The sequence below is a fragment of the Solwaraspora sp. WMMD792 genome, from assembly GCF_029626105.1.
GTDB lineage: Bacteria > Actinomycetota > Actinomycetes > Mycobacteriales > Micromonosporaceae > Micromonospora_E.
Genome location: NZ_JARUBH010000009.1, coordinates 2,014,901 through 2,040,587 on the forward strand (window position 1 = coordinate 2,014,901; position 25,687 = coordinate 2,040,587).

Below are 25,687 nucleotides of genomic sequence, written 5' to 3' on the forward strand. Positions count from 1 at the left end.
CGCGTCGGCTGGCTACAGATCATAACGTTAAAGCTAATGTTGTTAGCTTGGCCCGTCAAGTTGGCCCGGGTCGTCGGAGTGGCCCGCGGCGTCAAGTGGGTCTGGATCGGCCGGGCCGGGCTCGGGCCGCCTGCCGACGTGAGCTGCGGCAGTATGGAACGCATGTGCCGAAGCATCAAGACGCTCCGTGAGCCGTACACCGCCGATGTGACCGACGCCGACATCGAGGCCGCCGCGCTGCAGTATGTCCGGAAGATCTCTGGTTTCCGGCAACCAGCCGCCCACAACGCGGAGGCGTTCGACGCCGCCGTGGCGGCCGTCGCCGCCGCCAGCCGCGAACTGCTGGATCGTCTGGTGGTCCGAGCCCCGGCGGCCCGGTAGTCCACGGCTCCGCCATGACCATCGTTGACGACAACCGCACGATGTGACTGTTCGCGATTCTGTGAATATTCTTAATAGAAACTTGAGGTTCCGGACAGATCCGTCGACCATCCACCCACGTATGGCCCGGTAGCTGCGTTCGGGCAGCGGCTACCGAGAGGAGCGGTGCATGTACGGGTGGGACATCAGGAGTGGGCGGGCGCGCAAGGTCTTCGTCGGGGTGGCGGCGGCAGCCCTGCTCGGCGGCGGACTGGCGGTCGGCACCGGGCTCGGCAACGCGGGGGAGAACTGCGACGGCCTGGACACCGCGCTGCGGAACAACCTGACCTTCATCGCCGAGCAGCGGGCCAACCCGGACGCCCTGTCCAACGACCGGATCGCCAACCGGCAGGCAGTGGTCGACCTGATCGAGCAGCGGCGGGCCGCCGCCGGCTGTACGGCCGACGTCGGCGTCGGCGCGCCGGTCGCAACGCCCGCGCCGGAGCAGCCCGACGGTACGGCCGACGCCGCCGCACCGGACACCGGGGCACCCGGCGAGGTCGTCTGTGCGGGATCGACGGTCACCCTGTTCAACGAGGACGCCGCCCCGGCCGCCTCCAGCGGCACCTTTCCCATCGGCACCGTGCTCAAGGTGACCAACCTCGACAACGACCGGAGCATCACCGTCACGGTGACCAGCCCGTCGGGCAGCTGCGTCCTGCTCAACGACGCCGCCTTCGAACAGGTCCGAGAGCCGGGCAAGTTCGTCATCCGGCGGGTCGTGGTCGAGCGGATCAGCTGACCCGTACCGCGTCGTGCCGTCGGCGCCCGGCGACGGCACGACGCCGGATCACCCATTCCGCCACCACCATGTTGATCAGCCAACCGGCGGCCATGGTGCCGGTCCGTCCCGACGCCGACACCGGGCCGACCACGGCCAGCCACGCCATCTGGGTGAAGAACTGGGTGCCCGCGCCCATCCCGATCGCGTAGCCCCGGATCATCCAGGCCCGGTGCGCGGCGAAGTCACGGCGCCGGACCGCGACGAAGCCGACCAGGACACACGCCGCCATCGCCACGCTCACCACCACCCGGATGGCGACCAGCAGCTCGCTGTCGACCGCCGCCGGCGGCAGGAACAGGGTCAGCCACAGGCCGGTCCCGGCGGTGAGCAACCCACCGACCACCAGGACCCGCCCGGCGGCCCGGTGCCAACCCCGGTGGCGTCGCCGCAGGCCCGGCGCGAACTGGAACGCGCCGACGAGGCTGAAAACGGTGACGCTGACAATGTGTGTCACCAGCGCCACCGGGGCAGCGGTGACCCGGTCACCGTCGGGCACGATGGCCGGCCCGCCGGCCAGCTCGGCCAGGCGCAGGCTACCGGCGACCACCGGTACCAGGCTGAGCAGTACCAGCCCGGTGGGGATCAGCCAGTTGGCGGCGGGAGAGCGGCCGGTGACGGTGCGGACGGTGGACTGCGGCGTCGACCGTGGATTCGGTACGGGTGTGAACATGGCTCGATCGTCGCGGCGGCACGGCCAATGGTCATCGCCACGCAGGCCGGCGTCGTCCCGGCCATTGGACGGGGCCGCTCGTCGTACTTGTGGCCGGTACGCCGACGCGGCCCGCTGCGTACGATCGCGGTGTGCGTGCGCTGCTGCGGTCGGTGTGGGCCGAGCCCGCCGTCGCCGACCCACCGACGCGGGTCTGGCGGGACTGGGCGCTGCTCGGCGCGGTGGTGGTCGCGGCGACCCTCGAAGGACTGCTCCGCACCGACCTGGCGTCGCCCGCGTACTCGATGATCGTCGCCCTGGTGTTGGCGCCGACTCTGTGGTGGCGGCGGACCAGGCCGCTGCTGATGGTCGCCGTGGCCTTCCCGGTCACCGCCGTGGCCGCGCTGCTGGCCGGCCACGAACCGGAGCTGGTCACCGGGGCGTACCTGCTGATCCTGCCGTACGCGCTGTTCCGCTGGGGTTCCGGCCGGCAGATCATCGCCGGTACGGCGATCATTCTGGCCAAGATGGGCCTGTCTGCGGCGGTGGGCCACCTGGACCTCGCCGACCTGGTCGGCGGGACGGTGGTGGTGTCCGCCGCGATGGCCGTCGCCACCGCACTGCGGTACCGGGCGACGCTGTGGGCCCGCGAACTCGACCAGGCCAAGCTGGCCGAACGGGAACGCCTCGCCCGCGACCTGCACGACACGGTGGCCCACCATGTGTCGGCGATGGCGATCCGCGCCCAGGCGGGCATCGCGGTGGCACCGACCCGACCGGCGGCGGCCCTCGACGCGCTGGCGGTGATCGAGGCCGAGGCGACCCGCGCCCTGGCCGAGATGCGGCTGATGGTGCGCGGCCTGCGCCACGGCGAACCCGCCGGACACCTGGACCCGGCGGACCTCGCCCCCAACCCCGGCATCGGCGACGTCGCCCGACTCGCCAGCCGCGACCAGCCCGGACCGGTCGTCGACGTCACCCTGCACGGCGACCTCGACGACATCCCGGCGACCGTCGCGACCGCCGTCTACCGGCTGGCCCAGGAGTCGGTGACCAACGCCCGCCGGCACGCCCGGCACGCCACCCGGATCGAGGTCCGCGTCGACGCCGACGCCGACGCGGTGCGGCTGCGGGTCAGCGACGACGGCGACACCGGCACGGCGCGGACCGCCGCCCCCGGCGGCGGATTCGGCATCGTCGGCATGACCGAGCGGGCGACGCTGCTCGGCGGCACCTGCGACGCCGGTCCGGACCAGGATCGGGGCTGGACCGTCGCCGTGGCCCTGCCCCGCCAGGCCCCGGCCGGTCGGGCCGGGACGTGACCGTCCGGGTGGTCGTCGCCGACGACCAGGAGATCGTGCGGACCGGGCTGACGATGATCCTCGACGCCCAGCCGGGCATCGAGGTCGTCGGCGAGGCGGCCGACGGCCGACGGGCGGTCGACCTCGCCCACCGGTTGCGTCCCGACGTGTGCCTGTTCGACATCCGGATGCCCGATGTGGACGGCATCGAGGCCACCCGTCGCCTCGCCGGCCCCGGCGTCGCCGACCCGCTCGCCGTCGTCGTCATCACCACCTTCGACCTCGACGAGTACGTCTACGCGGCGCTGCGCGCGGGTGCCCGGGGGTTTCTGCTCAAGGACGCCGGCACGGCACTGCTCACTCAGGCCGTCCGGGCCGCCGCCGCCGGTGACGCGCTCATCGCGCCGGCCGTCACCACCCGGCTGCTCAGCGCCTTCGCCGCCGCCGGTCCGGCGGCACCGGCCCGCCAACCGCTCGACCCGTTGACCGACCGCGAGGAGCAGGTGCTCGTCGCCGTCGCCCGGGGCCGCACCAACACCGAGATCGCCGGCGAGCTGCACATCAGCCTCAGCACGGTCAAGAGCCACCTCGCCGCCCTGATGACCAAGCTCGGCGTCCGCAACCGGGTCGAGGTCGCGATCTGGGCGTACGAGACCGGCCGGGTCCGCGCCGGCCTCGACCGGCCAACGTAGCGTGCGACGCACGGGCGGACCGCCGGGCCTACCGTAGTCTGGTGAGGCTTCTCGTGGTGGGTGGCAGTGGTTTCCTCGGCCGGGAGATCGTTCGTCAGACGCGGCGCGCCGGGCACCGGGCGGCCGCGACCTTCCACCGCCGTCCGCCCAGCGGTGATCTCGGCACCGGAGTCGACTGGCACGCGCTCGACATCCGCATCCGTGACGATGTCGCCCGTGTCGCCGCCACGGCCCGGCCCGACGTGATCGTCAACGCCGCCTACCGCCAGAGCGACTGGGCGAGCACTGCCGACGGCGGTGCTCATGTCGCCCTCGCCGCCGCGGCGGTGGCGGCCCGGCTCGTCCACGTCTCCAGCGACGCGGTCTTCGCCGGTGCGGCGGTCGCCTACGACGAGACGTGCCCACCGGACCCGACGACGCCGTACGGTGCGGCCAAGGCCGCCGCCGAGACGGCGGTCGCGGCGATCACACCCGACGCCGTCATCGCCCGGACGTCACTGATCATCGGGTACGGCGAGTCCGTCCACGAGCGACACGTGCACGCGTTGGCTGCCGGCGTCGGCACCGGTGTGCTGTTCACCGACGACGTGCGGTGCCCGGTGCACGTCGCTGACCTCGCCGCTGCACTGCGCGAACTCGCCGGGTCGCCGTACTCCGGGATCCACCACGTCGCCGGTCCGGACGCGATCAGCCGGCACCGCCTGGGGGTGCTCATCGCCCGCCGGGACGGCCTCGACCCCACGGCGTTGCCCACCGGCCGACGTGCCGCCAGCGGTGTTCCCGGACCGGCCGAGCTGCGGCTGGACTGCGCCCGGACCCGTGCCCGGCTGACCGCCCGGCTACGCGGTGCCCACGAGTTCCTCGCCGCCGGGCGGAGCTGACCGCTGCGCGAGCAGGTCCGCCTCGGTCAGCCGGCCGGACAACCGACCGGCTTCGTGGATGTCGTCCACACTCATCTGCGCCACGAAACCGTGGGCCTCGTGGATGCCTGCCATGCCACGGCGGGCAGTGTAGGACCCCGTGTCAGCCGACCCGGGTCAGGCGTACCGCGTCGGCGACGATGTGGCCACCGGTCGGTGCCCACCGGCTCACCCCGACCACCGGCCGCCGGCCCGCCGCCAGCGCGAAGACGCCCAGCTCCCGCCAGCGGCCGCCGTCGGTCCGCTGATCCACCGGCCGGCTGACCAGCCCGGTGGTGGTCTGCACCAGGTGCGGCGCGGCCGGGTGGTAGCCCGACGCCGCCGGATGCCACACGTCGACCCGGTAGCTGCCGGCCGCCGGCACGGTGACGGTGAACCAGGCCGGGTCGCTGACCGGCTGCGGGCTGGTGAACCGGTAGTCGGCGCCGTAGCGTCCGGCCGACCAGCTCGACGTGCCCCAGGCGGCGCTGGCGGTGAACCCGCCCGGCGTACGGTTGTCGACGATCACGCTGAACGCGTCGCTGCCGGCGGCCAGCACCCGCGCCGGCCCGGTTGGGCTCTCCCGGTGTTGGCGGTCCAGAGCGGTGACCAGATAGGTGTACGCCGACCCGTGCGCCGCCGTCACGTCGGTGAAGGAGCCGCCGGTGCCGGTGGCCCGTACCGTCGCCAGCAGGTGCCGGGCGTCGTCGAGCGCGGTCGGGTCGGCTGCGTCGGTGCCGTGGCAACGGTAGAGCGCGTACGCCGTCGGGACGGTGGCGCCGGTGGCGGCGATCCAGTCCAGCCGTACCCCGGTCGGGGTGCGGGTCGCGGCGGTGATCGCCGGCGGTGGCGGTGTGCTGCCCGGGGCCGGCACGCCGCCGCGCCCGGCCGCGACCGGCAGCAGCGCCGGCCGGGAGTAGTGCTCAGCGACCAGCCGGCTGACCGCGCCGAGCCGGTCGGCGCGCACGTCCTTGCCGCTGAACTGCAGGTCGCCGCGGACCTGCGGGTAGCTGTGGTGCAGCGTCAGGTGCCGGCTCAGCTCGGCCGGGTCCTGCCAGGCCGGGTCCTGCCCGGTGACGCCGACCCGGTAGGTCGACTGCCCGACGAGCAGTTCCACACTGGTACCCGACACCGTCGCGGACCACCAGGGGACCAGTTCGGCGTAGTCGGCGGCCGGGTGGCCGATGTGCCAGTACAGCTGCGGCGCGATGTAGTCGATCCACTGTTCGCGTACCCAGCGGCGGCTGTCGGCGTGGATCGCGTCGTAGGACTGCAACCCGCTGGTACGGGAGCCGAGCGGGTCGGTGGCGGCGTTGCGCCAGATGCCGAACGGGCTGATGCCGAAGCGCACCCACGGCTTGACCGCCCGCAGCCGGTCGCTCATCTGCGCGACGAGCAGGTCGACGTTGTGCCGCCGCCACGCGGCGACGCTGTCGAAACCGGACCCGTACGCGGCGAAGCTGGCCTGGTCGGCGAAGACCTCCCCGGCGACCGGGTACGGGTAGAAGTAGTCGTCCCAGTGCAGCGCGTCGACGTCGTAGCGGGTGACCGCGTCGAGCATCGCGTCCTGGACGAACGACCGTACCGCCGGCTGGCCCGGGTCGTAGTAGAGCCGGCCGGCGTACGCGATGACCCACTCCGGGTTGCGGCGGGCCGGATGGTCGGCGACCAGCCGGGTCGGGTCGGCGTGGTTGGCGACCCGGTACGGGTTGCACCAGGCGTGCAGTTCCAGGTTGCGGGCGTGCGCCTCGTCGACCAGCACACCCAGCGGGTCGTAGCCGGGGTGGGTGCCCTGCTGCCCGGTGAGCACCGCCGACCACGGCTCGTACGGCGACGGCCAGAGCGCGTCGGCGCTCGGGCGTACCTGCACGACGACGGCGTTGCAGCGCAGCTGCCGGGCCAGGTCGAGCCAGCCACGCAGCTCCGCCTGCTGGGCGTCCGGCGGCAGTCCGGGGCGGCTCGGCCAGTCCAGGTTGGCGACCGTGGCCAGCCAGCAGCCCCGGAACTGCCGCTTCGGCACCGGACCTGCTGCTGACATGGCCGCTACGGTGGCCGACGCACCGTTACCGCGCCGTCGCGCCTGCGGCACCGTCCGGTCAACGACGGCCGCCGGTCACAGCGGTCCGGACCGGGTCAGCGGGCCGCCGGCGGCAGCGGCCAGAGCCGGCGCTCAGGCGGGACGGACGGACGGCGCGTCGCCCCGGGTGGCCAGCCACCATCCGGCGGTGGCGACCACGGCGACCAGCGCGGCGAAGCCGAACGGGGCGGCCAGCCCGACCCCGGCGGCCAGTGCGCCGCCGAGCAGTGCGCCGCCGCCGGCGGCACCGTAGATCAGCGTCTTGGACGCCGCCGTCACCCGGCCCAGCAACCCGTCCGGTACGGTGCGCTGCCGCAGCGTCGCCGCGCAGATGTTCAGCACCGCGAACGCGCCGGAGGACACCACGGTCACCACGACCGCCACCCAGATCTGCGGTACGGCGATGAGCAGCGCCGGCACTCCGGCGGTGACCGCCAGGGAGACCGTCAGCACCAGCCGGTGCCGGCGGCCGGCGACCAGCCGGTCGGCCAGGAACGCGCCGGCCAGCCCGCCACCGGCCCCAGCGGACAGCAGCAGGCCGTAGCCGAGCGCGCCGACACCGAGCACGTCCCGGGCGTACAGCAGGAAGATCGCGAACCAGGCCGCGTCGGCGGCGGCGACCGCCGCGACCACCAGCGCCAGGGCGCGCAGCGTCCGGTGGCGGGCCAGCCAGCCCAGCCCGGCCCGGACGCTCGGGCCGACCGTCGCGGCGGCGGTCGCGGCGGCAGCTGTGGCCGTGGGAGTTCGGGCCAGGCTCAGCGGCAACGACAGCACCAGCATCACGGCGAGCGCCAGGCTGGCCCCGTTGGCCGCGAACGGTACGGCCGCGCCGACGACGAACAGCGCGGCGCCGACCGGCGGGCCGACGAACTCGTTGCCGACGATGGTGCCGGCGGTGAGCCGGCCGTTGGCCCGCTCCAGCGCGGCCGCCGGCACCAGTTTCGGCACCGCCACCTGGCCGGCGGTGTCGCGTACCGCCTCGCCGACGCCGAGGCCGAAGGCGCAGACGGCCAGCAGGGCGATCGTGGCGGTGTTGGTGGCCACCGTCGCCACCAGGACCACCAGCAGCAGGGCGCGCACCGTGTCGGCGGCGGCGAGCAGCGTACGGGGTGCGACCCGGTCGGCGAGTGCTCCGGCGGCCAACCCGGCGACGAGCCAGGGCAGGGTCTGCGCGGTGGCGACCACGGCCAGCCCGAGGGGATCCCCGGTCAGGGACAGGGCCAGCAGCGGGAAGGCGGCGACGCGGATCCCGTCGCCGATGTTGGCGAGGGTGGCGGCGCTCCAGAAGCGCCAGAACGGCTTGCCGAGCGATGGTGACGACATCCGTACATGGTGCACCGGTCGGTCAGAGCCGTTGCCACAGCGCCGGTACGTTCGGCGGTTCCCAACCGACGAGGGCGGTGTGTGCCTGCCGGCACCGGTAGTCGACGCCGGCGTAGCTGACGACGGCACCGACCTGGTACGTGGTGCCGGCGGCCCAGGTGCCGCCGGGCTGGCCGGGCGACGCGGTGGGCGTGGGCGTCGGTGGCGCGGTGGTCGGCGGTGGTGGCGTCGGGGTGGGCGACGGCGGGGGTGGGGTCGGCGACGGGCCCGGACCTCCGCCGATCTGGATGTCCACGCAGGAGTAGAAGGCGTTCGTGGTGTCCGCGACGTTCCAGATCGCCAGTACTTTCTGCCGGCCGGTGCGGCTGCCGAGGTTCACGGTGTGCGACACGGTGGCGGCGGGCTGTCGGCCACCGTCGTCGAACACGGCGATCCGGTTGTCGCCGACGTAGTACTCCCAGGTGCTGGTGGCGTGTCGGGCGGTCAGCGTCCAGGTGAAGGTGACCGACCCGCCGCCGACCGCGGTGGCCGGCCAGTTGACGCTGTCGTCGTTGAGGATGGCGAACCGGCTCACCCCGCCGTGGCAGGTGCGCTGTCCTTTGGGGCCTTCGACGCTCTGCGGCTCCCACACGATCGGGCCGCAGTTGGCGACCCGGCCCTGCGCGCACATTGCCTGGCGGCTGGGCGGATAGGAGATGTAACCGTGCGCGTTGGCCGGGGTGGCGACCAGCAGGGTGCCGAGGATGGTGCCGGTGGCGAGCAGGGGCAGGAGAATTCGTCGTCGCATGGGGGCGCTCCGCGCGTCGTGGGTGGCGGTGGGGCGGCCGGCCGTTGCCGACGAAGTTAGCGTAAAGACAGTTAACAGTAAAGATTGTGAACGAAGAATTTCGATACGTCGACGAAGTCGACCGATCGTGCGACGGTCAGCCGACGGTACGGCCGTGCCGGTCGCGGGCCTTGATCCGGGTGATCGGCATTTCCGGCGCCGGCAGCGGGGCGTCGACGCAGCCGGTCACCGTGCCGAACCGCCTACCGGCCGCCCAGCCGTCGCGGGCGGCGACCAGCTCCTCGTGGCTGCGGGCGACGAAGTTCCACCACATCACGAGCGGCTCGTCGAACGGCTCCCCACCGAGCAGGAACAGCCGGGTCGAGCCGTCGGTGGTCACCGTCGTGGCCGACCGGCCCTCGCCCAGGTAGAGCAGCCCGCCCGGGGCCAGCTCCACCCCGTCGACCCGGGCCGTGCCGGACATCGTCAGCAGGGCGTACTCGAAATCGTCGCGCAGCGTCAGCGCGACGGGCGCATCGGTGTCGATGTCGACTTGTGCACCGACGATCGGGCTCGCCATCTCGGCCGGGGACCGGACACCGGCGTACTCACCGACCACCACGGTGATCCGCGCGTCACCGGCACCCACCTGCGGCAACGCGGCATGATGCTCGAACCGAGGCTCGCCGTGCCTGGCCGACTCGGGCAACGCCACCCACAGTTGCAGGCCGTGCATCACCGGCGGATGCGCCGGCGGCGACTGCTCCGAGTGGGCGATGCCGTGCCCGGCGGTCATCAGGTTGAGCTGCCCCGGCACGATCGACTGCACGCTGCCCAGGCTGTCCCGGTGCAGAATCTCACCGTCGACCAGCCAGGTCACCGTCTGCAGCCCGGTGTGCGGGTGCGGCGGAATCTGCATGCCGGGCCGCCCCGCCACGTCGTCAGGCCCGAAGTGGTCCACGAAACACCAGGCACCGACCATGCGCCGGGGTCGCTGCGGCAGCAGCCGCCGGACCGTCGTGTAGCGGCCCAGCGGCACGTCGTGGCCGGGTAGCAGCACGCTCTCCGGCTGCGCGCCGACGACCGTCGTCCCGTCGTACCGGATGCTCCCCGACGCCGCCGCACTCATGCCTCGACCTTACGCGCGGCACCGCCGGCGCGCCCGGCCGACCGCACCGCACCGTCCAGGTCAACCGGCGCGGTCCTCCAGGTCGCCTTCGGTACGCAGGAACACCTCCCGCAGCCCGTCGAGCACCGCCGGGTCGGGGTATTCCCAGAGCTTGCGGTCGGCCGCCTCCAGCAGCCGCTCGGTGATCCCGTGCAGCGCCCACGGGTTCGACTCGGTCAGGAACCGCTGGTTGACCTCGTCGAGCACGTACGTCTCGGCCAGCTTGTCGTACATCCAGTCGGCGACCACCCCGGCGGTGGCGTCGTAGCCGAACAGGTAGTCGACGGTGGCGGCCAGCTCGAACGCCCCCTTGTAGCCGTGCCGGCGCATCGCCGCCAGCCAGCGCGGGTTCACCACCCGGGCCCGGAAGATCCGGGCGGTCTCCTCGTGCAGCGCGCGGGTGCGGACCGCCTCCGGCCGGGTGCTGTCACCGACGTAGGCCGCCGGGGCCGACCCGGTCAACGCCCGTACCGTGGCGATCATCCCGCCGTGGTACTGGAAGTAGTCGTCGGAGTCAGCAATGTCATGTTCTCGGGTGTCGATGTTCTTCGCCGCTACCGCGATCCGCCGGTACGCCGACTCCATCTGGTCGCGGGCCGGCGCGCCGTCGAGGTCACGGCCGTAGGCGTAGCCGCCCCACACCGCATACACCTCGGCCAGGTCGGCGTCGTCGCGCCAGTTGCGGCTGTCGATCAGCTGCAGCAGCCCGGCACCGTACGTCCCCGGCTTGGAGCCGAAGATCCGCATGGTGGCCCGCCGGGTGTCGCCGTGGGTGGCCAGGTCGGCGCGGGCGTGCGCGGCGACGAAGTTCAGCTCGTCCGGCTCGTCGAGGGCCGCGACCTGCCGGACCGCGTCGTCCAACATGGCCACCACGTGCGGGAACGCGTCGCGGAAGAAACCCGAGATCCGTACCGTCACGTCGATGCGGGGCCGACCCAGCTCCTCGGTCGGGACCACCGTGACGCCGGTCACCCGCCGCGAAGCCTCGTCCCACACCGGCCGTACGCCGAGCAGCGCCAGCACCTCGGCGATGTCGTCCCCGGCGGTACGCATCGCCGACGTGCCCCACACCGACAGTCCCACCGAACGTGGCCAGTCGCCGGTGTCGGCCCGGTATCGGGCCAGCAGCGACTCCGCCATCGCCTGACCGGTCTCCCAGGCCAGCCGGCTCGGCACCGCCTTCGGATCCACCGAGTAGAAGTTGCGCCCGGTCGGGAGCACATTGATCAGCCCGCGCAACGGTGACCCGCTCGGCCCGGCCGGCACGTACCCGCCGGCCAGGGCGTGCACGACGTGGGCCAGCTCGTCGGTGGTGCGGGCCAGCCGGGGCACCACCTCGGTCGCCGCGAACTCCAGAATCCGGGTGACCAGCGTGGCCCGCCCGTCGTCGCCACCGCCGAGCACGCGCGTGGTGACCTCGGCGGCGGCGTCCGGTCGCCAACCGTGCTCCTCCATCGCGACCACCAGTTCCCGGGCGACCGCCTCGGCCGCGTCGGTGCCATCGCGGTCGGTGCCGGACTCGTCCAGGCCCAGCGCCTCCCGCAGGCCGGGCAGCGCGGCCACCTGCCCGGCCCACATCTGGCGGGCCCGCAGCATCGCCAGCACCAGGTCGACCCGGGCCGCGCCGACCGGTGCCGAGCCGAGCACGTGCAGCCCGTCGCGGATCTGCACGTCCTTGACCTCGCAGAGCCAGCCGTCGACGTGCAGCAGGAAGTCGTCGAACTCGGCGTCGTGCGGCCGGTCGTCCAGACCGAGGTCGTGGTCGAGCCGGGCGGCCTGGATCAGGGTCCAGATCTGCGCCCGGATCGCCGGCAGTTTCGCCGGGTCCAGGGCGGCGATGTTCGCATGCTCGTCGAGCAGTTGCTCCAGCCGGGCGATGTCGCCGTAGCTCTCCGCCCGGGCCATCGGCGGCACCAGGTGGTCGATCAGGGTGGCGTGCGCCCGGCGTTTGGCCTGGGTGCCCTCACCGGGGTCGTTGACCAGGAACGGGTAGATCAGCGGCAGATCGCCGAGGGCGGCGTCCGGCCCGCAGCCGGCGCTGAGCCCGACCGTCTTGCCCGGTAGCCACTCCAGGTTGCCGTGCTTGCCGACGTGCACCACGGCGTGCGCGCCGAAGCCGTGCTCCAGCCACCGGTAGGCGGCCAGGTAGTGGTGGCTCGGCGGCAGGTCCGGGTCGTGGTAGATGGCCACCGGGTTGGCCCCGAAGCCGCGCGGCGGCTGCACCAGCAGCACGACGTTGCCGGCGCGCAGCGCGGCGAGCACGATCTCGCCGTCGGGGTCGCGGGAAGTGTCCACGTACAGCTCGCCCGGTGGCGGACCCCAGTGCCGTTCAACCTGTTCGCGCAGCTCGGCCGGGAACTCGGCGTACCAGCGGCGGTAGTCGGCGGCCGTGATCCGCACCGGGTTGCCGGCCAGCTGATCCTCGGTCAGCCAGTCCGGATCCTGCCCGCCGGCAGCGATCAGCGCGTGCATCAACGCGTCGCCGTCGCCGTCGCCGTCGCCGTCGGCGTCGGCCAGGCCGGGGACCGCGTCCGGACCGTCCGGCGGCCCGACGTCGTAGCCGGCGTCGCGCAGCGTCCGCAGCAGCGCCAGGACGCTCGCGGGGGTGTCCAGGCCGACCGCGTTGCCGATCCGGGCGTGCTTCGTCGGGTACGCCGACAGCAGCACCGCGATCCGTTTGTCGGCCGGAGCGACGTGGCGCAGCATGGCGTGGCGGACCGCGATCCCGGCGACCCGGGCGGCCCGCTCGGGGTCGGCCACGTACACCGACAGGCCGTCGGCGTCGATCTCCTTGAACGAGAACGGCACGGTGATCAGCCGGCCGTCGAATTCGGGGATGGCCACCTGGGTCGCGGCATCCAACGGGGACAGTCCGTCGTCGGTGGCCGCCCAGGTCTGCCGCGAGCTGGTCAGGCAGAGCCCCTGCAGGATCGGCACGTCCAGCTCGGCGAGGGCGCCGACGTCCCAGGAGTCGTCGTCGCCTCCGGCGCCGACGGTCGCCGGTCGGGTCCCGCCGGCGGCCAGCACGGTCACCACCAGGGCATCGGCCTGACCCAGGGTGGCCAGCAGCTGCGGGTCGGCCGAGCGCAGCGACGAGCAGTAGACCGGCAGCGCCCGACCGCCGGCGGCGTCGACCGCGTCGCACAGCGCGTGCACGAAGCCGGTGTTGCCGGCCAGGTGGTGGGCCCGGTAGTAGAGCACCGCCACGCTCGGCCGCCCCGGTGCCGCCGGCACGCTCGTGCGCTCCAGTACGCCCCACTCCGGAGCCGGCTGCGGCGCGGCGAAGCCGTGCCCGGTGAGCAGCACCGTGTCGGACAGGAAACGGTGCAGCTCGGCGAGGTTCGGTGGGCCGCCGTGGGCCAGGTAGGCGTGCGCCTCGGCGGCCACCCCGGCGGGTACGGTGGACAGCTCCATCAGGGCGGCGTCCGGGGCCTGCTCACCGCTGAGCACCACCACCGGACGGGGTCCGGCCAGCAGTTCGTCCATCCCGTCCGGCCAGGCCCGGCGGCCGCCGAGCAGCCGGACCACCACGAGGTCGACGCCGGCCAGCAGCTGCGGAAGGTCGTCGACCGACAGCCGGGTCGGGTTTGCCAGGCGCCAGTCGGCACCGCTGGCCCGTCCACTCAACAGATCAGTATCTGAAGTGGACAAAAGTAGCATCATCGGACGCCCGGTCCTCCCTCGGGGTCCGCGCCCCGGGTCGTCGGTCGCGGCGACCGGAGTCTCCTGGCTCCCGGATCAACGCTCGCCCCGGCCTTCCGGCACCCGACTGAGGGGACCGTGGCCGTCGGTGGGGTCTGCTCCCCGGTGACAGTGGCGGGACCGCACCGGATTCACACCGGACTTCCTCCGCTTGTCGCCGCGTCTGGCTACCGAACACTGTCACGACCGGCGGACGTTTCGTCAAGGTGTGATGTATTCGCTGTGCGGCGGCCGCCGTCCGGGGACGACCCGTAGTATCCGCCGGGTGCCCGCCTTGCCATCGCCGCCCGCCCGGGGCGCACCCGATGCCTGCCCCGGCGCCGTGCAACTGCACCCGGCCGCCGACGGCCTGCTGGCCAGGATCCGTTGCCCCGGAGGGCTGCTCACCGCCGTCCAGCTGCGGCTGCTGGCCGCCGTCGCCCGCGACCACGGTGATGGACATCTCGAACTGACCAGCCGGGCAAACGTCCAGGTGCGCGCGGTCGCGGCCGCCGCCACCGGACCGTTCGCCGCCCGGCTGCGTGCGGCCGGGCTGCTACCGTCGACCGCGCACGAACGGGTCCGCAATATCCTCGGCTCCGCCCTCGCCGACATCGACACCCCGGCGGCCTGGGACGTCGGGGCGCAGGTCCGCGCCCTCGACACCGCGATCTGCGCGGAGCCGGACCTGGCCCGGCTCTCCGGGCGGTTCCTCTTCGCCATCGACGATGGCCGAGGCGACACCGTTGCGGCCCGAGCCGACGTCGGTCTGCTGCCCGGACCGGACGACGAGGTGACCGTGCTGCTCGCCGGTGCCGACCACGGGCTGCGGGCCCGGCCCGCCGACGCGGTACGGGTCGCGGTCGCCGCCGCCCGTGCCTTCCTGGACGATCCGGACGCGGCGGCCGGCAGCGCGTGGCGCCTCGATGACCTGACTCCGGCAGCGCTGGACCGCGTCGTGATCCGGGCCGGCACCGCACCCGGGGTACGGCGTACCGCGCGGCGGTGGCAACCACTGACGCCGGCCGGCGGCCCCGTCGCGCCGGTCGGGGTGCGGCACCGTCCCGACGGCGACTTCGCCCTCGTCGTGGCGGTCCCGTTGGGACGCTTGACAGTCGACCAGGTCGACCTGCTCGCGGCCGCGTCGCCGCAGCTGAGGATCACGCCGTGGCGGGGGGTGGTGCTGCCCCGGGTCACCGACCCCGCCGGTTGGGCGGACCGGTTCACCCGCGCCGGGCTGGTTACCGACCCCGACTCGCCGTGGCTCGGAGTGACCGCCTGCGCCGGGCTGCCGGGCTGTGCCCGGTCCCGGGCCGACGTGCGCGCCGACGCGGCAGCGACGCACGCCGGGCGGCCGGCCCCGACCGGCGGTGTGCCAGCACTGGGGCGTCGTCACCGCCTGCCGGTGCACTGGATCGGCTGTGAGCGTGGCTGCGGCAGTCCGGCCGGGCCGATGGTCCGGGTGACCGCCACCGGTGACGGGTACCAGATCGACGCCCCCGACCGGACCAGCATCCGCCTCCCGACCGGGGCCGCCCTCGGTGCGGCCGTCCAGACCGCACGTGAGGAGCCATGATGGACCATGTCCGCGACGCGGCAGAGATCTACCGGCAGTCGTTCGCCACCATCCGTGCCGAGGCCGACCTGAGCCGACTCACCGCCGAGCAGGCCCGGGTCGCGGTGCGGATGATCCACTCCTGCGGAATGGTCGACCTGGTCGACGACTTGGTCTTCTCGCCGCAGGTGGTGGCTGCCGCCCAGGGCGCGTTGCGGGCCGGCGCGCCGATCCTCTGCGACGCCACGATGGTCGCCGCCGGCATCACCCGGCGCCGGCTGCCGGCCGACAACCCGGTGCTGTGCGCCCTGTCCGACCCCCGGGTGCCCGAGCTGGCCGACCGGCTGGGCACCACTCGCAGCGCCGCGGCCGTCGAGCTGTGGGTCGACCGCCTTGACGGCGCGGTGGTCGCCGTCGGCAACGCACCGACCGCGCTGTTCCGGCTGTTGGAGCTGGTCGACGCCGGTGCCGGCCGGCCGTCGGCGGTGCTCGGCGTACCGGTCGGTTTCATCGGCGCCGCCGAGTCCAAGCAGGCTTTGATCGACCATGGTGGACTGGAACACCTGGTGGTCCGGGGACGACGCGGTGGCAGCGCGATGGCCGCCGCCGCACTCAACGCGATCGCCAACGACGACGAGGGACAGGTGGGGCGTTGAACGCGCGTCGCGGCGGACCGGGTCAGCTCTACGGCGTCGGGCTCGGCCCGGGTGACCCGGAACTGGTTACCGTGAAGGCGGCCCGGCTGATCGCTGCGGCCGACGTGATCGTGCACCACAGTGCCCGGCACGGTCGCAGCGTCGCCCGGTCCATCGCCGAGCCGTACCTGCGCGCGGGACAGATCGAGGAGGCGTTGGTCTACCCGGTGACCACCGAGCGCAGCACCCACCCCGGCGGCTACCGGGCGGCGATGGACGAGTTCTACGCCGACTGCGCGCGGCGGCTCGCCGCCCATCTCGACGCCGGTCGGACCGTGGTCGTGCTCGCCGAGGGCGACCCGCTGTTCTACGGCTCCTACATGCACCTGCACAAGCGGCTGGCCGACCGGTACCCGACCGAGGTGGTGCCCGGCGTCACCTCGATGAGCGGTGCCGCCGCCGCACTCGGCCGACCGTTGGTCGAGGCCGACGAGGTGCTCACCGTCCTGCCCGGCACCCTGTCCGGGGCGGAACTGACCAGACGGCTGGCCGAGACCGACGCCGCCGCCGTGCTCAAGCTGGGCCGGACCTTCCCGGCGGTACGCGACGCGCTGACCGCCGCCGGCCGGCTCGACGACGCCTGGTACGTCGAACGGGCCAGCACCGGGGAGGAACGCGTCGCGCCGCTGGCCGACGTCGACCCGGCGACGGTGCCGTACTTCTCCCTGGCGTTGCTGGCCAGCCGTCGCGGTGGCACCGTCGCGGCGAGCGCCGCCGACACCGCCCGGTCCGGCCGGGGAGAGGTGGTGGTGGTCGGCCTCGGACCGGCCGGCCGGGACTGGATCACCCCGCAGGCCCAGGCCGCTCTCGCGGCCGCCGACGACCTGGTCGGGTACGGACCGTACCTGGACCGGGTGCCGGCCAACCCCCGGCAACGCCGGCATCCGTCGGACAACCAGGTCGAGGCGCAGCGGGCCGCGCACGCGCTTCGGCTGGCGGCCGACGGAGCCCGGGTCGCGGTGGTCTCCTCCGGCGACCCCGGGGTGTTCGCGATGGCCACGGCGGTGCTGGAGGTCGCCGCCGAGCCCCGCTGGAAGGACGTGCCGGTCCGGGTGCTGCCCGGGGTGACCGCCGCCCAGGCGGTGGCCAGCCGGGTGGGGGCACCGCTCGGGCACGACTACTGCGTGCTGTCGTTGTCGGACCGGCTCAAACCCTGGCCGGTGATCGAGCGGAGGCTGCTCGCCGCCGCCCGCGCCGACCTGGTGATCGCGATCTACAACCCCGCGTCGCGCAGCCGGACCTGGCAGCTGGCCCGGGCCCGGGATCTGCTGCTGGAGCACCGGTCGGCGCAGACCCCGGTGGTGGTGGGCCGCGACATCGGCGGCCCCGGCGAACGTGTCGACGTGGTGGCGCTGGCCGATCTGGACCCGGCCACGGTGGACATGCGGACCCTGCTGATCGTCGGTTCGTCAGTGACCCAGGTCAACCACGGCCGGGACGCGGCGCCGGTGGTCTTCACCCCACGGCACTACCCGGGCTGAGCACCTGCCGCCGCGCCGAGCCCGGCCAGCCAGGTCACGGCGGCGTTGACGTCGCTGACCGTCGGTGCGGGTGGCGCGGCGGCCCGGTTGACCATCAGCACCGGCAGTCCGAGCTCGCGGGCGGCGACGAGCTTGGCGTACGTCTCGTCGCCGCCGCTGTCCTTGGTGACCAGCACGTCGATGGCGTGCGTGCGCATCAGCGTCCGTTCGCCGTCCACGGTGTACGGCCCACGGTCGAGCAGCAGTACCCGGTCGGCGGGCAGCGGCGGCTGCGGCGGGTCCACCGTCCGGATCAGGAAGAAGACGCCGCTCAGCGGCGCGAATGCGGCCAGGCTCTGCCGGCCGGTGGTCAGCATCGCCCGGCTGCCCAGTGCGGGCAGCGCGGCGGCGGCAGCGGTCAGGTCCGGCACCCGGTGCCAGACGTCGCCCGGCCCGGCCGTCCAGCCCGGCCGGCGCAGCACCAGCAGCGGTGTGCCGGTCTGGGCACAGGCGGTGACCGCCGAGGTGGAGATCCGGTTCGCGAACGGGTGGGTCGCGTCCACCACGGCACCGATGCGTTCGTCCCGTAGCCAGCGGGCCAGCCCGTCCGGTCCACCGAAGCCACCGACGCGGGTCTCGCCGTGCGGCAGCCGGGGCCGGGCCACCCGGCCGGCCAGCGAGGTGACCACCCGCGTCGGCGGGTCGGTCGACAGGGCGGCGGCGAGCTGACGGGCCTGGGCGGTGCCGCCGAGAATGAGCACCCGGGGTCCGCCGTCCGGGCCGGGGCGGGTCCGGTGACCGGTCACTGCCGGCACCGGTCGGCGCTGTACAGATGGCTGTCGGGGAAACCTGCCGCGCCGAGCACCGCGCCGACGACGATCACCGCGGTACGCCGTACGCCGGCGGTGTGCACCTGGCCGGCGATGTCAGCCAGCGTGCCCCGCAGCAGCACCTCGTCGGGACGACTCGCCCGGGCCACCACCGCGGCCGGGCAGTCCGGGCCGTAGTGCGGTAGCAGGTCGTCCACCACCTCGTCGATGCGCTGCACGGCCAGGTGCAGCACCAGGGTGGCCCGGCTGGCACCGAGGGTGGCCAGGTCCTCGCCCGGCGGCATGGCGGTGGAGCTGACGGACACCCGGGTCAGGATCACCGTCTGGCCGATCTCCGGGACGGTCAGTTCCCGGCCGAGCGCGGCGGCGGCCGCGGCGAAGGCGGGCACGCCGGGCACGATCTGGTACGGCACCCCGGCGGCGTCCAACCGACGGATCTGTTCGGCGACGGCGCTGAACAGCGAGGGGTCGCCGGAGTGCAGCCGGGCGACGTCGAGCCCGGCGGCGTGCGCGGCCAGCATCTCGGCGACGATCTCGTCCAGGGTCAGCCGGGCGGTGTCGACCAGCCGGGCCCCGGGTGGGCAGTGGGCGAGCAGCTCGGTCGGGACCAGACTGCCGGCGTACAGGCAGACCGGGCTGGTCGCGACGACCTCGCGGCCCCGGACGGTGATCAGGTCGGCGGCACCGGGGCCGGCGCCGACGAATCGTACGGTCACTGGCGTTCCACCACCCACTGGGTCACCGGCATCATCGGTCGCCACCCGGTGAACCCGCCGACCGGTGCGGCCCGGTTGACGGCGATCCGGGTCAGGTCGCCGCCGATGCGGGAGTGCCAACCGGCGAGCAGCGCCTCGGACTCGACGGTCACCGCGTTGACCACCAGCCGGCCGCCGGGCCGCAGTGCCGACCAGGCGGCGTCCAGCAGCCCGGTGGTGGTGACCCCGCCGCCGACGAAGATCGCGTCCGGGGGGTCGAGACCGACCAGTGCCTGCGGGGCTGCCGCGGCGACCACCGTGATGCCCGGTACGCCGAGCGTCGCCGCGTTCGCCGCGATCCGTTCAGCCCGCCGTGGATCGTGTTCCACGGCGACGGCCCGGCACTGCGGATGGGCACGGGACCACTCGATGGCGATGCTGCCCGATCCGGCCCCGATGTCCCAGAGCAGCTGCCCGGGCAGGGGACCCAGCCGGGCCAGCGTGACCGCCCGGATCTCCCGTTTGGTCAGCTGGCCGTCGTGCTGGTAGACGTCGTCGGGCAGCCCTGGCACCCGGGGCAGCGGCGGGGTGCCCGGCTCGGCCCGGCAGTCCACCGCGACGACGTTGAGCGGGTCGACATCGAGGCCGCCCCACTCCTGGGCGGTGGCCGTCCGCAGCTGTTCCCGGGCGCCGCCGAGTTGTTCCAGTACGGTCAGCGGGCTGGGTCCGTAGCCCCGGGCGGTGAGCAGGCCGGCCACCTCACCCAGGGTGGTCGTGCCGGCGCTGAGCACCAGCAGCCGACGCCCGGGGTGGATCAGCGGGTGCAGCAGCTGTACCGGGCGGCCGACGGCGCTGACCACGTCGACCTCCTCGACCGGCCAGCCGAGCCGGGCGCAGGCCAACGAGACCACCGACGGGTGGGGCACCGCCCGTACCCGGTCGGGGCCGAGTAGCCGGACCAGGGTGCCGCCGATGCCGTAGTGCATCGGGTCGCCACTGGCCAGCACCGCGAGGTGCTGCCCGCGGTGTTCGTCGAGCAGCCGGGGCAGGTGGGCGAGCAGCGGGGTGGGCCAGGTGCCGGTGGCCGCCGGCCGTTCGGGCGGTGGGATCAGCTCGATCTGCCGGCGGCTGCCCAGCAGCGCGGTCGCGGCGCGCAGCGCCGACCGGCCGGCGCCGGACAGCCCGTCCCATCCGTCGGCGCCGATACCGACGACGGTGACCACAGCCGGTCCGGATCTGGGGGGCATCATCCGACGGTATCGGTTCGCCGCGTTGGTCGACATGGCCACCCCATCGGCGGTGATCCGCGTGACGTCGCCCGGATCAGACGTTGCCGAGCCGGCGGGTGACCGTGATGACCAGCACCACCCGGTCCGGGTTGGGGCGTGGTACCCGGTACCGCAGGGCATAGCGCTGTTCCGCGTCACGGACCGTCGGCGGATCGTCGTGGAGCCGGGCCAGGCCTTCCAGCGTCGACCATCGCTTGCCGTCGACCTGGCAGACGGCCACCCGGGCCCCGGTCACGCCGGCGGCCCGCACGTGTGCGGCCTTGCGGGACCGGGCGGAGGTGATCACCCGGGCGACGCCGCCGTCCGGATCGAAGGTCACTCCGACCGGAACCACGTGCGGGCTTGCGTCCGGGCGCAGCGTGGTCAGCGTGCACAGGTGCCGTTCGCGCCAGAAGTCGCGCAGCGCGTCGCTGATCTCCGGCCCGGCAGCAGATGTCGTCACCCGTCGTATTCTGGCACCGTGGGCGCCGGTCGGCGGTCCCGACGCGCCCGTGCCGGCGCTGGCAGGTCCGGTGTCGGTGCGGTTGGTGCCGGATCGGCTGCGCTGAGTCGCGACTCAGCAACGGGGTGCCGTACCGACCGTCGAACCAAGCAATTGCTAGTCCGCTACAGCGCGTCCAGTAATCCTTTTCGCAGGGTGCGCGAGTAGTGTGTGTCGGCGGGGCGGCGCGCCTTAACGTCGGTCTCCCGCAAGAGTCGGCTGCGTCGCCCCACCTTCGAAACCGGCCGTCGGCGACGGACCCGGTGGTCCGCCCCGGTCGCGGTCCGGTCGCCCCGGTTCCAGTGACCCGGGTTCCATTGACCCGGTCCGTTGCCCCGGCGCCCGTCGATCGGATGATCTGTCGACCGGGTTGAACCGTCCCCGTCGGACCGCCGTATGCATGGTCGAGACAGCGGCGGAAACCGTCGACGCCTCACCGAACATCCTCCGACAGTGTCTGGTGGCCTCACGCTCGGGGCGCCGCCGGACACGGGCCGCACGGCCCACCGGGACGCCGTCGATCGAGCGGCGCGGCTACCGGCAACTGTCCCCAGAAGGGTTGGGTTGTCAGTCCCATGTACTCGCGTTCTCCCCGGCGGAGGGTCGACCACCCGGTCGGTCCCTCGCCGTTGAACTCCCGGCGGTGGAAGGTGGCCGGCACGGTCGGCCTGGCGGCTGTGATCATGGGGGCCGGCCTCGGCCTCGCAGCGGCCGACACCTCTGCCGCAGACGACGTGGGAGTGATCGTCTGTCCGAGCGTGGTGGACCGGTTGCCGGCGGTGCCGGCGACGGCGCGGGCCGAGGTGGACCGGAATCTGCTGGCGCTGGAGACGCAGCTCGCGGAGGCCAACGCGCGGTTGGTGAGCAGTCAGGGTCAGGGTGGTCCGAACTTCGTGGACAACGCGATTCTTGGTCCGTTGGCGAGTAAGCGGACGGCGGCGATCGAGCGGATCGCGATTTCGATCGGTCGGCAGGGGCAGCGTCCGGCTGGCCTCGACCAGCTCGCCACCTGTGAACTCGTCGCCGCCGGCCAGGCCGGTGGAAATGGCGTCGACGACGGCGCGGCGACCACCCCGCCGGCCGGCGCGCCCGAGGCTCCGGCCGCCGACGGCGTCGGGACGATCGTCTGTCCGAGCGTGGTGGACCGGTTGCCGGCGGTGCCGGCGGCGGCGCGGGCCGAGGTGGACCGGAATCTGCTGGCGCTGGAGACGCAGCTCGCGGAGGCCAACGCGCGGTTGGTGAGCAGTCAGGGTCAGGGTGGTCCGAACTTCGTGGACAACGCGATTCTTGGTCCGTTGGCGAGTAAGCGGACGGCGGCGATCGAGCGGATCGCGATTTCGATCGGTCGGCAGGGGCAGCGTCCGGCTGGCCTCGACCAGCTCGCCACCTGCGAGCTGCGGGAGGACTGACCCCGGCCGACACAGACAGGTTCCCGCCGCTCACCCGGGAACCCGCCCCTCCGGCGCCGCCCTCCTCGCGGTCGCCGGAGGGGCATCTTAATTTCGGCTTAGAATCTATTGTGACCACGCGGTGACTTTGTGTGGCTTCGAGCGCGTTTCTGCACGTGGATTGAGTGGTAGGTAGCGGGATGATTCCGGCAGACCAGTGACCTCACAATCAAATCCCGGCGCCGTTCATCCGTGGACGCCTCAACTACGTAGATGCAGAGGGACGGCACTGGAGCGGGCGAAACGACCGGGAAGCGGTACGGTTTCTCCGGCGCCAAGCCAAGGGCAGGGCACTCGCGGTGGACCGGGCGGATGAGTCCGGCCGGTGCGGGTGTGCGGATGGCACCGAGTGGAGATCGAGGAGCAGATGGCGCGGACGAACCAGAACCAGCGACCCGCCGGCCCCAGGACCGAACTCTCCGGCGGGCGACAGCCGTCCCGCCTTTCGGTCCTGATTCTCTCGGCGTCGGTGCTGGCGGCCTTCTGGGCACTGGCGATGCTCACGTCGGCAGGCCGGGTCGCGTACGTCTACGCGTTCTTCTTCCTGGATTTCTTCGGTGGCGTCTTCGCCCTGGTGGCGCTCAGCATCACGGTGATGGTCGGGCTGCTGGCTACCGACCGGATCGTGCTGCTGCCCCGGCACCGGGTGCTTCTGCAGTCGGCGCACCGCACCACCGGGATCATGGCGATCACCTTCCTGGTGCTGCACGTCATCACGCAGATCACCACCGGTGCGGTCTCCGCCGTCGGGGCGTTCATCCCGTTCCTCGGCGGCGGTCAGGCGATCTACGTGGGCATGGGCACCCTCGCGGCGTACCTCATGTTCGCCATCATGTGGACCGGTCTGGCGCGGGCCCGGTGGGTCGGTGTGGGCCCGCCGTGGCTGTGGCGGGCGCTGCACAGCGGCGCCTATGTCGCCTGGCCGATCGGGATCATGCACGGACTCGGCACCGGCCGACCCCCGGCGACCTGGGTGACCCTCAGCTACGTGATCTGCCTTGTGCTGGTGGTCATCGCCCTGCTGGTCCGGTTCGCCACCGGCGTGGGCAAGAAGAAGCCGTTCGTGTCGCAGGCCACCGGCACCTCGATGAAGCCGGTCGGCAAGATGGCCGACGACTCCCGGTCCGGGTCCGGATCGTCACGCCGTCGGGGCGGCCGGGACGACGGAATCAGCCTGGAACCGGCGACCGCCCGCTTCGCGTCGTTCGGTGACCGTGGCGCGGACATGATCGATTCGTGGGCGCCGGCCGGTGCCGGGCGCGGCGCCTCCACCCGGTCCGCCGACCGGTACCGGGTACCCGAGGTGGGACGACCCGCACCGCGGTCGCGTCCGGCCGCGGCCGAGGACTCCCGGGAGTACCGCCGGTCCGACTCCGGCCGCGGTCGCTACGCCGAGGAGGAGATTGGCCGGGGCCGGTACGCCGAGGACGACGCCGGCACCCGCCGGCGCTACGCCGAGGAGCCGGACCAGCGGCGCTACGCCGAGCCGGACGGCGGTCGGCGGCGCCAGGCCGCCGACGACGGTGGCTACGAGCCCCGGCGTTCGGTGGCGGAGACCATCGGCTCCCGGGGCCGCTACGCCGACGACCGCCCGGTCTCCGGCGCCGGTGCCCGCAGCCGGTTCGCCGACGACCGCCCGGTCTCCGGCGCCGGTCCACGTGGCCGGTTCGACGACCGCCCGGTCTCTGCCGAGCCGGCCCGAGGTCGGGCGGCACGCTACCGGGCCGAGCCCGATCCGGCTCCGGTGGACCGGGAGATGGATGACTACCTGCCGGCCGACGACACCCCGACGCTGGTCGATCTGGCCTCCCGGCGGGCCCAGCGGGCGGCGGCGGCAGAGTCCGCGGGCAGCCGGCGGTCCCGGCGACGTCGGGACGCGGAGGACTCCGACGACGAGTACTGGACGCAGCTTCGAGGAGAGGCGAATTGAGCACGGCATCGGTCCCGCCGGTCGCCACCGTCGGCCCGCCCCGGTTGACCGCCGGGTTCGAGGAGTTCGGTCGGCTCGATCTGCGGGCGCACGAACAGGTGCACGGCGGGGTCGGACCGCTGTCGGTCGACGACCTGATGCGGCTGGCCGAAGCGATCGACCTACGGGGACGGGGCGGTGCCGGTTTCCCGTTCCACCGCAAGGTCAAGGCGGTGCTCGAGTCAGCCGACAAGCAGGACAAGCCGGTTGTCGTCGTGGTCAACGCCACCGAGGGGGAGCCGGCGAGCTGGAAGGACAAGGTGCTGCTCACCCGGGCCCCGCATCTGATCCTGGACGGTGCCGCGCTGGCCGCGTACGCGCTGGAGGCCGACGAGATCGTCATCGGTGTCGCGGACGACGGAGTCGGCGGCGCGTCGCTGTCGGCGGCGCTGGCCGAACGCCGGATGCCGGTGCCGGCCAGCATCGTCACCGTCCCGCACCGGTTCATCTCCGGCGAGGGCGGGGCGCTGGTCCGGGGCATCAACGGTCTGCCGCACATTCCGCCCGGCGTCAAGGTCCGGGCCAGCGACTCCGGGGTGTCCGGTCTGCCGACGCTGCTGTCCAACGCGGAGACGTACTCCCAGCTCGCCATCGCCGCCCGGCTCGGACCCTACGAGTACGGCGCGGTCGGCCTGGCCGACGAACCGGGCACGGTACTGCTGACCATTGGCGGGTCCGCCGCCCGTCCGGCCGTGGTGGAGTGCCCCACCGGGACCCCGCTGCGGGACATCCTGGAACTGTGCGAGGCGCCGGTCGGCCCGGGGCTGCTGATCGGTGGGTTCCACGGCAAGTGGATCACCCCCGAGGCGGTGTCCGTGGTCGACGTGTCCCGGCAAGGTTTCACCAAGGTCGGTGGCACGATCGGCGCCGGCATCACCATCCCGCTCGGCGACAGCACCTGTCCGATGGGCGAGGTCGCCCGGGTGGTGCACTACCTCGCCGGTGAGTCGGCCGGGCAGTGCGGGCCCTGTCGGCTCGGCCTGCCGGACCTGGCCCGCACCGTCGACTCCCTGGTCATCGGTAGCGCCGCGGTCGACATGGTCCGGGCGGCGGCGAGTGTGGTGAAGGGCCGGGGCGCCTGCAGCCACCCGGACGGCACGTCCCGGTTCGCCATCTCGGCACTGGAGGTGTTCACCGAGGATCTGGCCGCGCATGCCCAGGGCGACGGCTGCGGCAAGCCGGTCAAGGGTGTCCTCCCGCTGCCGGCTGACGCGCCGTCCGGCGGCACCAAGCGACTGAGTGTGGACTGGACCCGGTGCGACGGGCACGGCCTGTGCGCACACGTGGTTCCGGAGTTCATCCGGCTCGACGCGAACGGCTATCCGGCCTTCCCGCCGTCCCCGGTGCCGGTGTGGTTGGAACCGGGTGCCCGCAAGGCGGTCAACATGTGTCCGGCGCTGGCGTTGCGGCTCGGCGAGGGCAAGGGCGGCCACTGACCGCAGCCGCCGGCCGTGCCGCGTCGCCACCGGCGCAGCCGGTGGCTTCCCTTCCCGGCCGGCTGCTGA

Annotated in this window: 22 protein-coding genes and 1 riboswitch; of the genes, 11 read left to right on the forward strand and 11 right to left on the reverse strand. The window is 73.5% G+C overall.

Features of this window, described 5'->3' with window-relative positions; translation table 11 throughout:
- The first annotated feature begins 162 nt into the window (after nucleotides 1–162).
- Together O7629_RS10625 and O7629_RS10630 are read left to right on the forward strand one after the other, a co-directional pair.
- Nucleotides 163–381, forward strand: a complete 219-nt coding sequence (locus O7629_RS10625; protein ID WP_278168922.1) for a DUF2277 family protein — start codon at nucleotides 163–165, stop codon at nucleotides 379–381.
- A 169-nt stretch (nucleotides 382–550) separates the two neighbouring features.
- Nucleotides 551–1,162, forward strand: a complete 612-nt coding sequence (locus tag O7629_RS10630; RefSeq protein ID WP_278168923.1) for a hypothetical protein — start codon at nucleotides 551–553, stop codon at nucleotides 1,160–1,162.
- On the opposite strand, the gene O7629_RS10635 is transcribed toward O7629_RS10630, so the two are convergent.
- Nucleotides 1,155–1,874 (reverse strand): DUF2306 domain-containing protein, encoded by a 720-nt coding sequence (locus tag O7629_RS10635; protein WP_278168924.1) that lies wholly within the window; start codon nucleotides 1,872–1,874, stop codon nucleotides 1,155–1,157. The genes O7629_RS10630 and O7629_RS10635 overlap by 8 nt on opposite strands.
- 131 nt (nucleotides 1,875–2,005) lie before the next feature.
- Between O7629_RS10635 and O7629_RS10640 the strand changes: the two genes are divergently transcribed.
- The 3 genes from O7629_RS10640 to O7629_RS10650 are packed head-to-tail and all read left to right on the forward strand — an operon-like array spanning nucleotide 2,006 to nucleotide 4,727.
- Complete coding sequence (locus O7629_RS10640) at nucleotides 2,006–3,175, forward strand: histidine kinase (RefSeq protein WP_278168925.1); 1,170 nt, start codon at nucleotides 2,006–2,008, stop codon at nucleotides 3,173–3,175.
- Complete coding sequence (locus tag O7629_RS10645; RefSeq protein ID WP_278168926.1) at nucleotides 3,172–3,846, forward strand: response regulator transcription factor; 675 nt, start codon at nucleotides 3,172–3,174, stop codon at nucleotides 3,844–3,846. Before O7629_RS10640 ends, O7629_RS10645 begins: the two co-directional genes overlap by 4 nt.
- 41 nt (nucleotides 3,847–3,887) lie before the next feature.
- Nucleotides 3,888–4,727, forward strand: a complete 840-nt coding sequence (locus tag O7629_RS10650; RefSeq protein WP_278168927.1) for a sugar nucleotide-binding protein — start codon at nucleotides 3,888–3,890, stop codon at nucleotides 4,725–4,727.
- Here the strand turns inward: O7629_RS10650 and O7629_RS10655 are convergent.
- The 6 genes from O7629_RS10655 to cobN all read right to left on the reverse strand — a co-directional run bounded on the left by O7629_RS10655 (nucleotide 4,686) and on the right by cobN (nucleotide 13,742).
- On the reverse strand, nucleotides 4,686–4,841 hold the full coding sequence (locus tag O7629_RS10655; RefSeq protein WP_278168928.1) for a hypothetical protein: 156 nt from the start codon (nucleotides 4,839–4,841) through the stop codon (nucleotides 4,686–4,688). The genes O7629_RS10650 and O7629_RS10655 overlap by 42 nt on opposite strands.
- 28 nt (nucleotides 4,842–4,869) lie before the next feature.
- Complete coding sequence (locus O7629_RS10660; protein WP_278168929.1) at nucleotides 4,870–6,783, reverse strand: family 10 glycosylhydrolase; 1,914 nt, start codon at nucleotides 6,781–6,783, stop codon at nucleotides 4,870–4,872.
- Nucleotides 6,784–6,915: 132 nt separating this feature from the next.
- The gene (locus O7629_RS10665; protein ID WP_278168930.1) at nucleotides 6,916–8,145 is read right to left on the reverse strand and encodes an MFS transporter; all 1,230 of its coding nucleotides are present in this window, start codon (nucleotides 8,143–8,145) and stop codon (nucleotides 6,916–6,918) included.
- A 22-nt stretch (nucleotides 8,146–8,167) separates the two neighbouring features.
- Nucleotides 8,168–8,932 (reverse strand): lytic polysaccharide monooxygenase, encoded by a 765-nt coding sequence (locus O7629_RS10670; RefSeq protein ID WP_278168931.1) that lies wholly within the window; start codon nucleotides 8,930–8,932, stop codon nucleotides 8,168–8,170.
- A gap of 136 nt (nucleotides 8,933–9,068) precedes the next feature.
- Nucleotides 9,069–10,040, reverse strand: a complete 972-nt coding sequence (locus O7629_RS10675; RefSeq protein ID WP_278168932.1) for a pirin family protein — start codon at nucleotides 10,038–10,040, stop codon at nucleotides 9,069–9,071.
- Nucleotides 10,041–10,100: 60 nt separating this feature from the next.
- On the reverse strand, nucleotides 10,101–13,742 hold the full coding sequence (gene cobN / locus O7629_RS10680; protein WP_278168933.1) for a cobaltochelatase subunit CobN: 3,642 nt from the start codon (nucleotides 13,740–13,742) through the stop codon (nucleotides 10,101–10,103).
- A 56-nt stretch (nucleotides 13,743–13,798) separates the two neighbouring features.
- Nucleotides 13,799–13,929: riboswitch (cobalamin riboswitch) on the reverse strand.
- Nucleotides 13,930–14,046: 117 nt separating this feature from the next.
- Here cobN and O7629_RS10685 point away from each other — a divergent pair.
- The 3 genes from O7629_RS10685 to O7629_RS10695 are packed head-to-tail and all read left to right on the forward strand — an operon-like array spanning nucleotide 14,047 to nucleotide 17,491.
- Nucleotides 14,047–15,336 (forward strand): precorrin-3B synthase, encoded by a 1,290-nt coding sequence (locus tag O7629_RS10685; protein WP_278168934.1) that lies wholly within the window; start codon nucleotides 14,047–14,049, stop codon nucleotides 15,334–15,336.
- A complete protein-coding gene (locus tag O7629_RS10690) occupies nucleotides 15,333–15,971 on the forward strand; it encodes a precorrin-8X methylmutase (protein ID WP_278168935.1) in 639 nt (212 codons plus the stop codon). The genes O7629_RS10685 and O7629_RS10690 overlap by 4 nt, the downstream gene beginning before the upstream one ends.
- Nucleotides 15,968–17,491, forward strand: coding sequence for a precorrin-2 C(20)-methyltransferase (locus O7629_RS10695; RefSeq protein ID WP_278168936.1), 1,524 nt, complete (start codon nucleotides 15,968–15,970; stop codon nucleotides 17,489–17,491). The genes O7629_RS10690 and O7629_RS10695 overlap by 4 nt, the downstream gene beginning before the upstream one ends.
- On the opposite strand, the gene O7629_RS10700 is transcribed toward O7629_RS10695, so the two are convergent.
- The 4 genes from O7629_RS10700 to O7629_RS10715 form a co-directional block, all read right to left on the reverse strand.
- Nucleotides 17,479–18,285 (reverse strand): cobalt-precorrin-6A reductase, encoded by an 807-nt coding sequence (locus O7629_RS10700; RefSeq protein ID WP_278168937.1) that lies wholly within the window; start codon nucleotides 18,283–18,285, stop codon nucleotides 17,479–17,481. The two genes, O7629_RS10695 and O7629_RS10700, sit on opposite strands and share 13 nt — an antisense overlap.
- Nucleotides 18,273–19,016 (reverse strand): precorrin-4 C(11)-methyltransferase, encoded by a 744-nt coding sequence (cobM, locus tag O7629_RS10705; protein WP_278168938.1) that lies wholly within the window; start codon nucleotides 19,014–19,016, stop codon nucleotides 18,273–18,275. The genes O7629_RS10700 and cobM overlap by 13 nt, the downstream gene beginning before the upstream one ends.
- Nucleotides 19,013–20,242 (reverse strand): precorrin-6y C5,15-methyltransferase (decarboxylating) subunit CbiE, encoded by a 1,230-nt coding sequence (cbiE, locus tag O7629_RS10710; protein ID WP_278168939.1) that lies wholly within the window; start codon nucleotides 20,240–20,242, stop codon nucleotides 19,013–19,015. Before cbiE ends, cobM begins: the two co-directional genes overlap by 4 nt.
- 76 nt (nucleotides 20,243–20,318) lie before the next feature.
- Nucleotides 20,319–20,726 carry a PPOX class F420-dependent oxidoreductase gene (locus O7629_RS10715; RefSeq protein WP_278168940.1) on the reverse strand — a complete coding sequence of 136 codons (408 nt, stop codon included), beginning with the start codon at nucleotides 20,724–20,726 and terminating at the stop codon, nucleotides 20,319–20,321.
- Between the two features lie 614 nt (nucleotides 20,727–21,340).
- Here O7629_RS10715 and O7629_RS10720 point away from each other — a divergent pair.
- The 3 genes from O7629_RS10720 (at nucleotide 21,341) to O7629_RS10730 (ending at nucleotide 25,618) form a co-directional block, all read left to right on the forward strand.
- Nucleotides 21,341–22,174: a hypothetical protein gene (locus tag O7629_RS10720; RefSeq protein WP_278168941.1), complete on the forward strand. Its 834-nt coding sequence runs from the start codon at nucleotides 21,341–21,343 to the stop codon at nucleotides 22,172–22,174.
- A gap of 388 nt (nucleotides 22,175–22,562) precedes the next feature.
- On the forward strand, nucleotides 22,563–24,143 hold the full coding sequence (locus O7629_RS10725) for a hypothetical protein (RefSeq protein WP_278168942.1): 1,581 nt from the start codon (nucleotides 22,563–22,565) through the stop codon (nucleotides 24,141–24,143).
- A complete protein-coding gene (locus tag O7629_RS10730) occupies nucleotides 24,140–25,618 on the forward strand; it encodes an NADH-quinone oxidoreductase subunit NuoF family protein (protein ID WP_278168943.1) in 1,479 nt (492 codons plus the stop codon). The genes O7629_RS10725 and O7629_RS10730 overlap by 4 nt, the downstream gene beginning before the upstream one ends.
- The last annotated feature ends 69 nt before the right edge of the window (nucleotides 25,619–25,687 follow it).

Excerpts from the sequence above, each read along its gene's own strand:
- O7629_RS10625 (WP_278168922.1), top strand. The coding sequence starts at position 163 with ATGTGCCGAAGCATCAAGACGCTCCGTGAGCCGTACACCGCCGATGTG.
- O7629_RS10630 (WP_278168923.1), top strand. The coding sequence starts at position 551 with ATGTACGGGTGGGACATCAGGAGTGGGCGGGCGCGCAAGGTCTTCGTC.
- O7629_RS10635 (WP_278168924.1), bottom strand. The coding sequence starts at position 1,874 with ATGTTCACACCCGTACCGAATCCACGGTCGACGCCGCAGTCCACCGTC.
- O7629_RS10655 (WP_278168928.1), bottom strand. The coding sequence starts at position 4,841 with ATGGCAGGCATCCACGAGGCCCACGGTTTCGTGGCGCAGATGAGTGTG.
- O7629_RS10660 (WP_278168929.1), bottom strand. The coding sequence starts at position 6,783 with ATGTCAGCAGCAGGTCCGGTGCCGAAGCGGCAGTTCCGGGGCTGCTGG.
- O7629_RS10665 (WP_278168930.1), bottom strand. The coding sequence starts at position 8,145 with ATGTCGTCACCATCGCTCGGCAAGCCGTTCTGGCGCTTCTGGAGCGCC.
- O7629_RS10670 (WP_278168931.1), bottom strand. The coding sequence starts at position 8,932 with ATGCGACGACGAATTCTCCTGCCCCTGCTCGCCACCGGCACCATCCTC.
- O7629_RS10675 (WP_278168932.1), bottom strand. The coding sequence starts at position 10,040 with ATGAGTGCGGCGGCGTCGGGGAGCATCCGGTACGACGGGACGACGGTC.
- cobN (WP_278168933.1), bottom strand. The coding sequence starts at position 13,742 with ATGATGCTACTTTTGTCCACTTCAGATACTGATCTGTTGAGTGGACGG.
- O7629_RS10690 (WP_278168935.1), top strand. The coding sequence starts at position 15,333 with ATGATGGACCATGTCCGCGACGCGGCAGAGATCTACCGGCAGTCGTTC.
- cbiE (WP_278168939.1), bottom strand. The coding sequence starts at position 20,242 with ATGCCCCCCAGATCCGGACCGGCTGTGGTCACCGTCGTCGGTATCGGC.
- O7629_RS10720 (WP_278168941.1), top strand. The coding sequence starts at position 21,341 with ATGTACTCGCGTTCTCCCCGGCGGAGGGTCGACCACCCGGTCGGTCCC.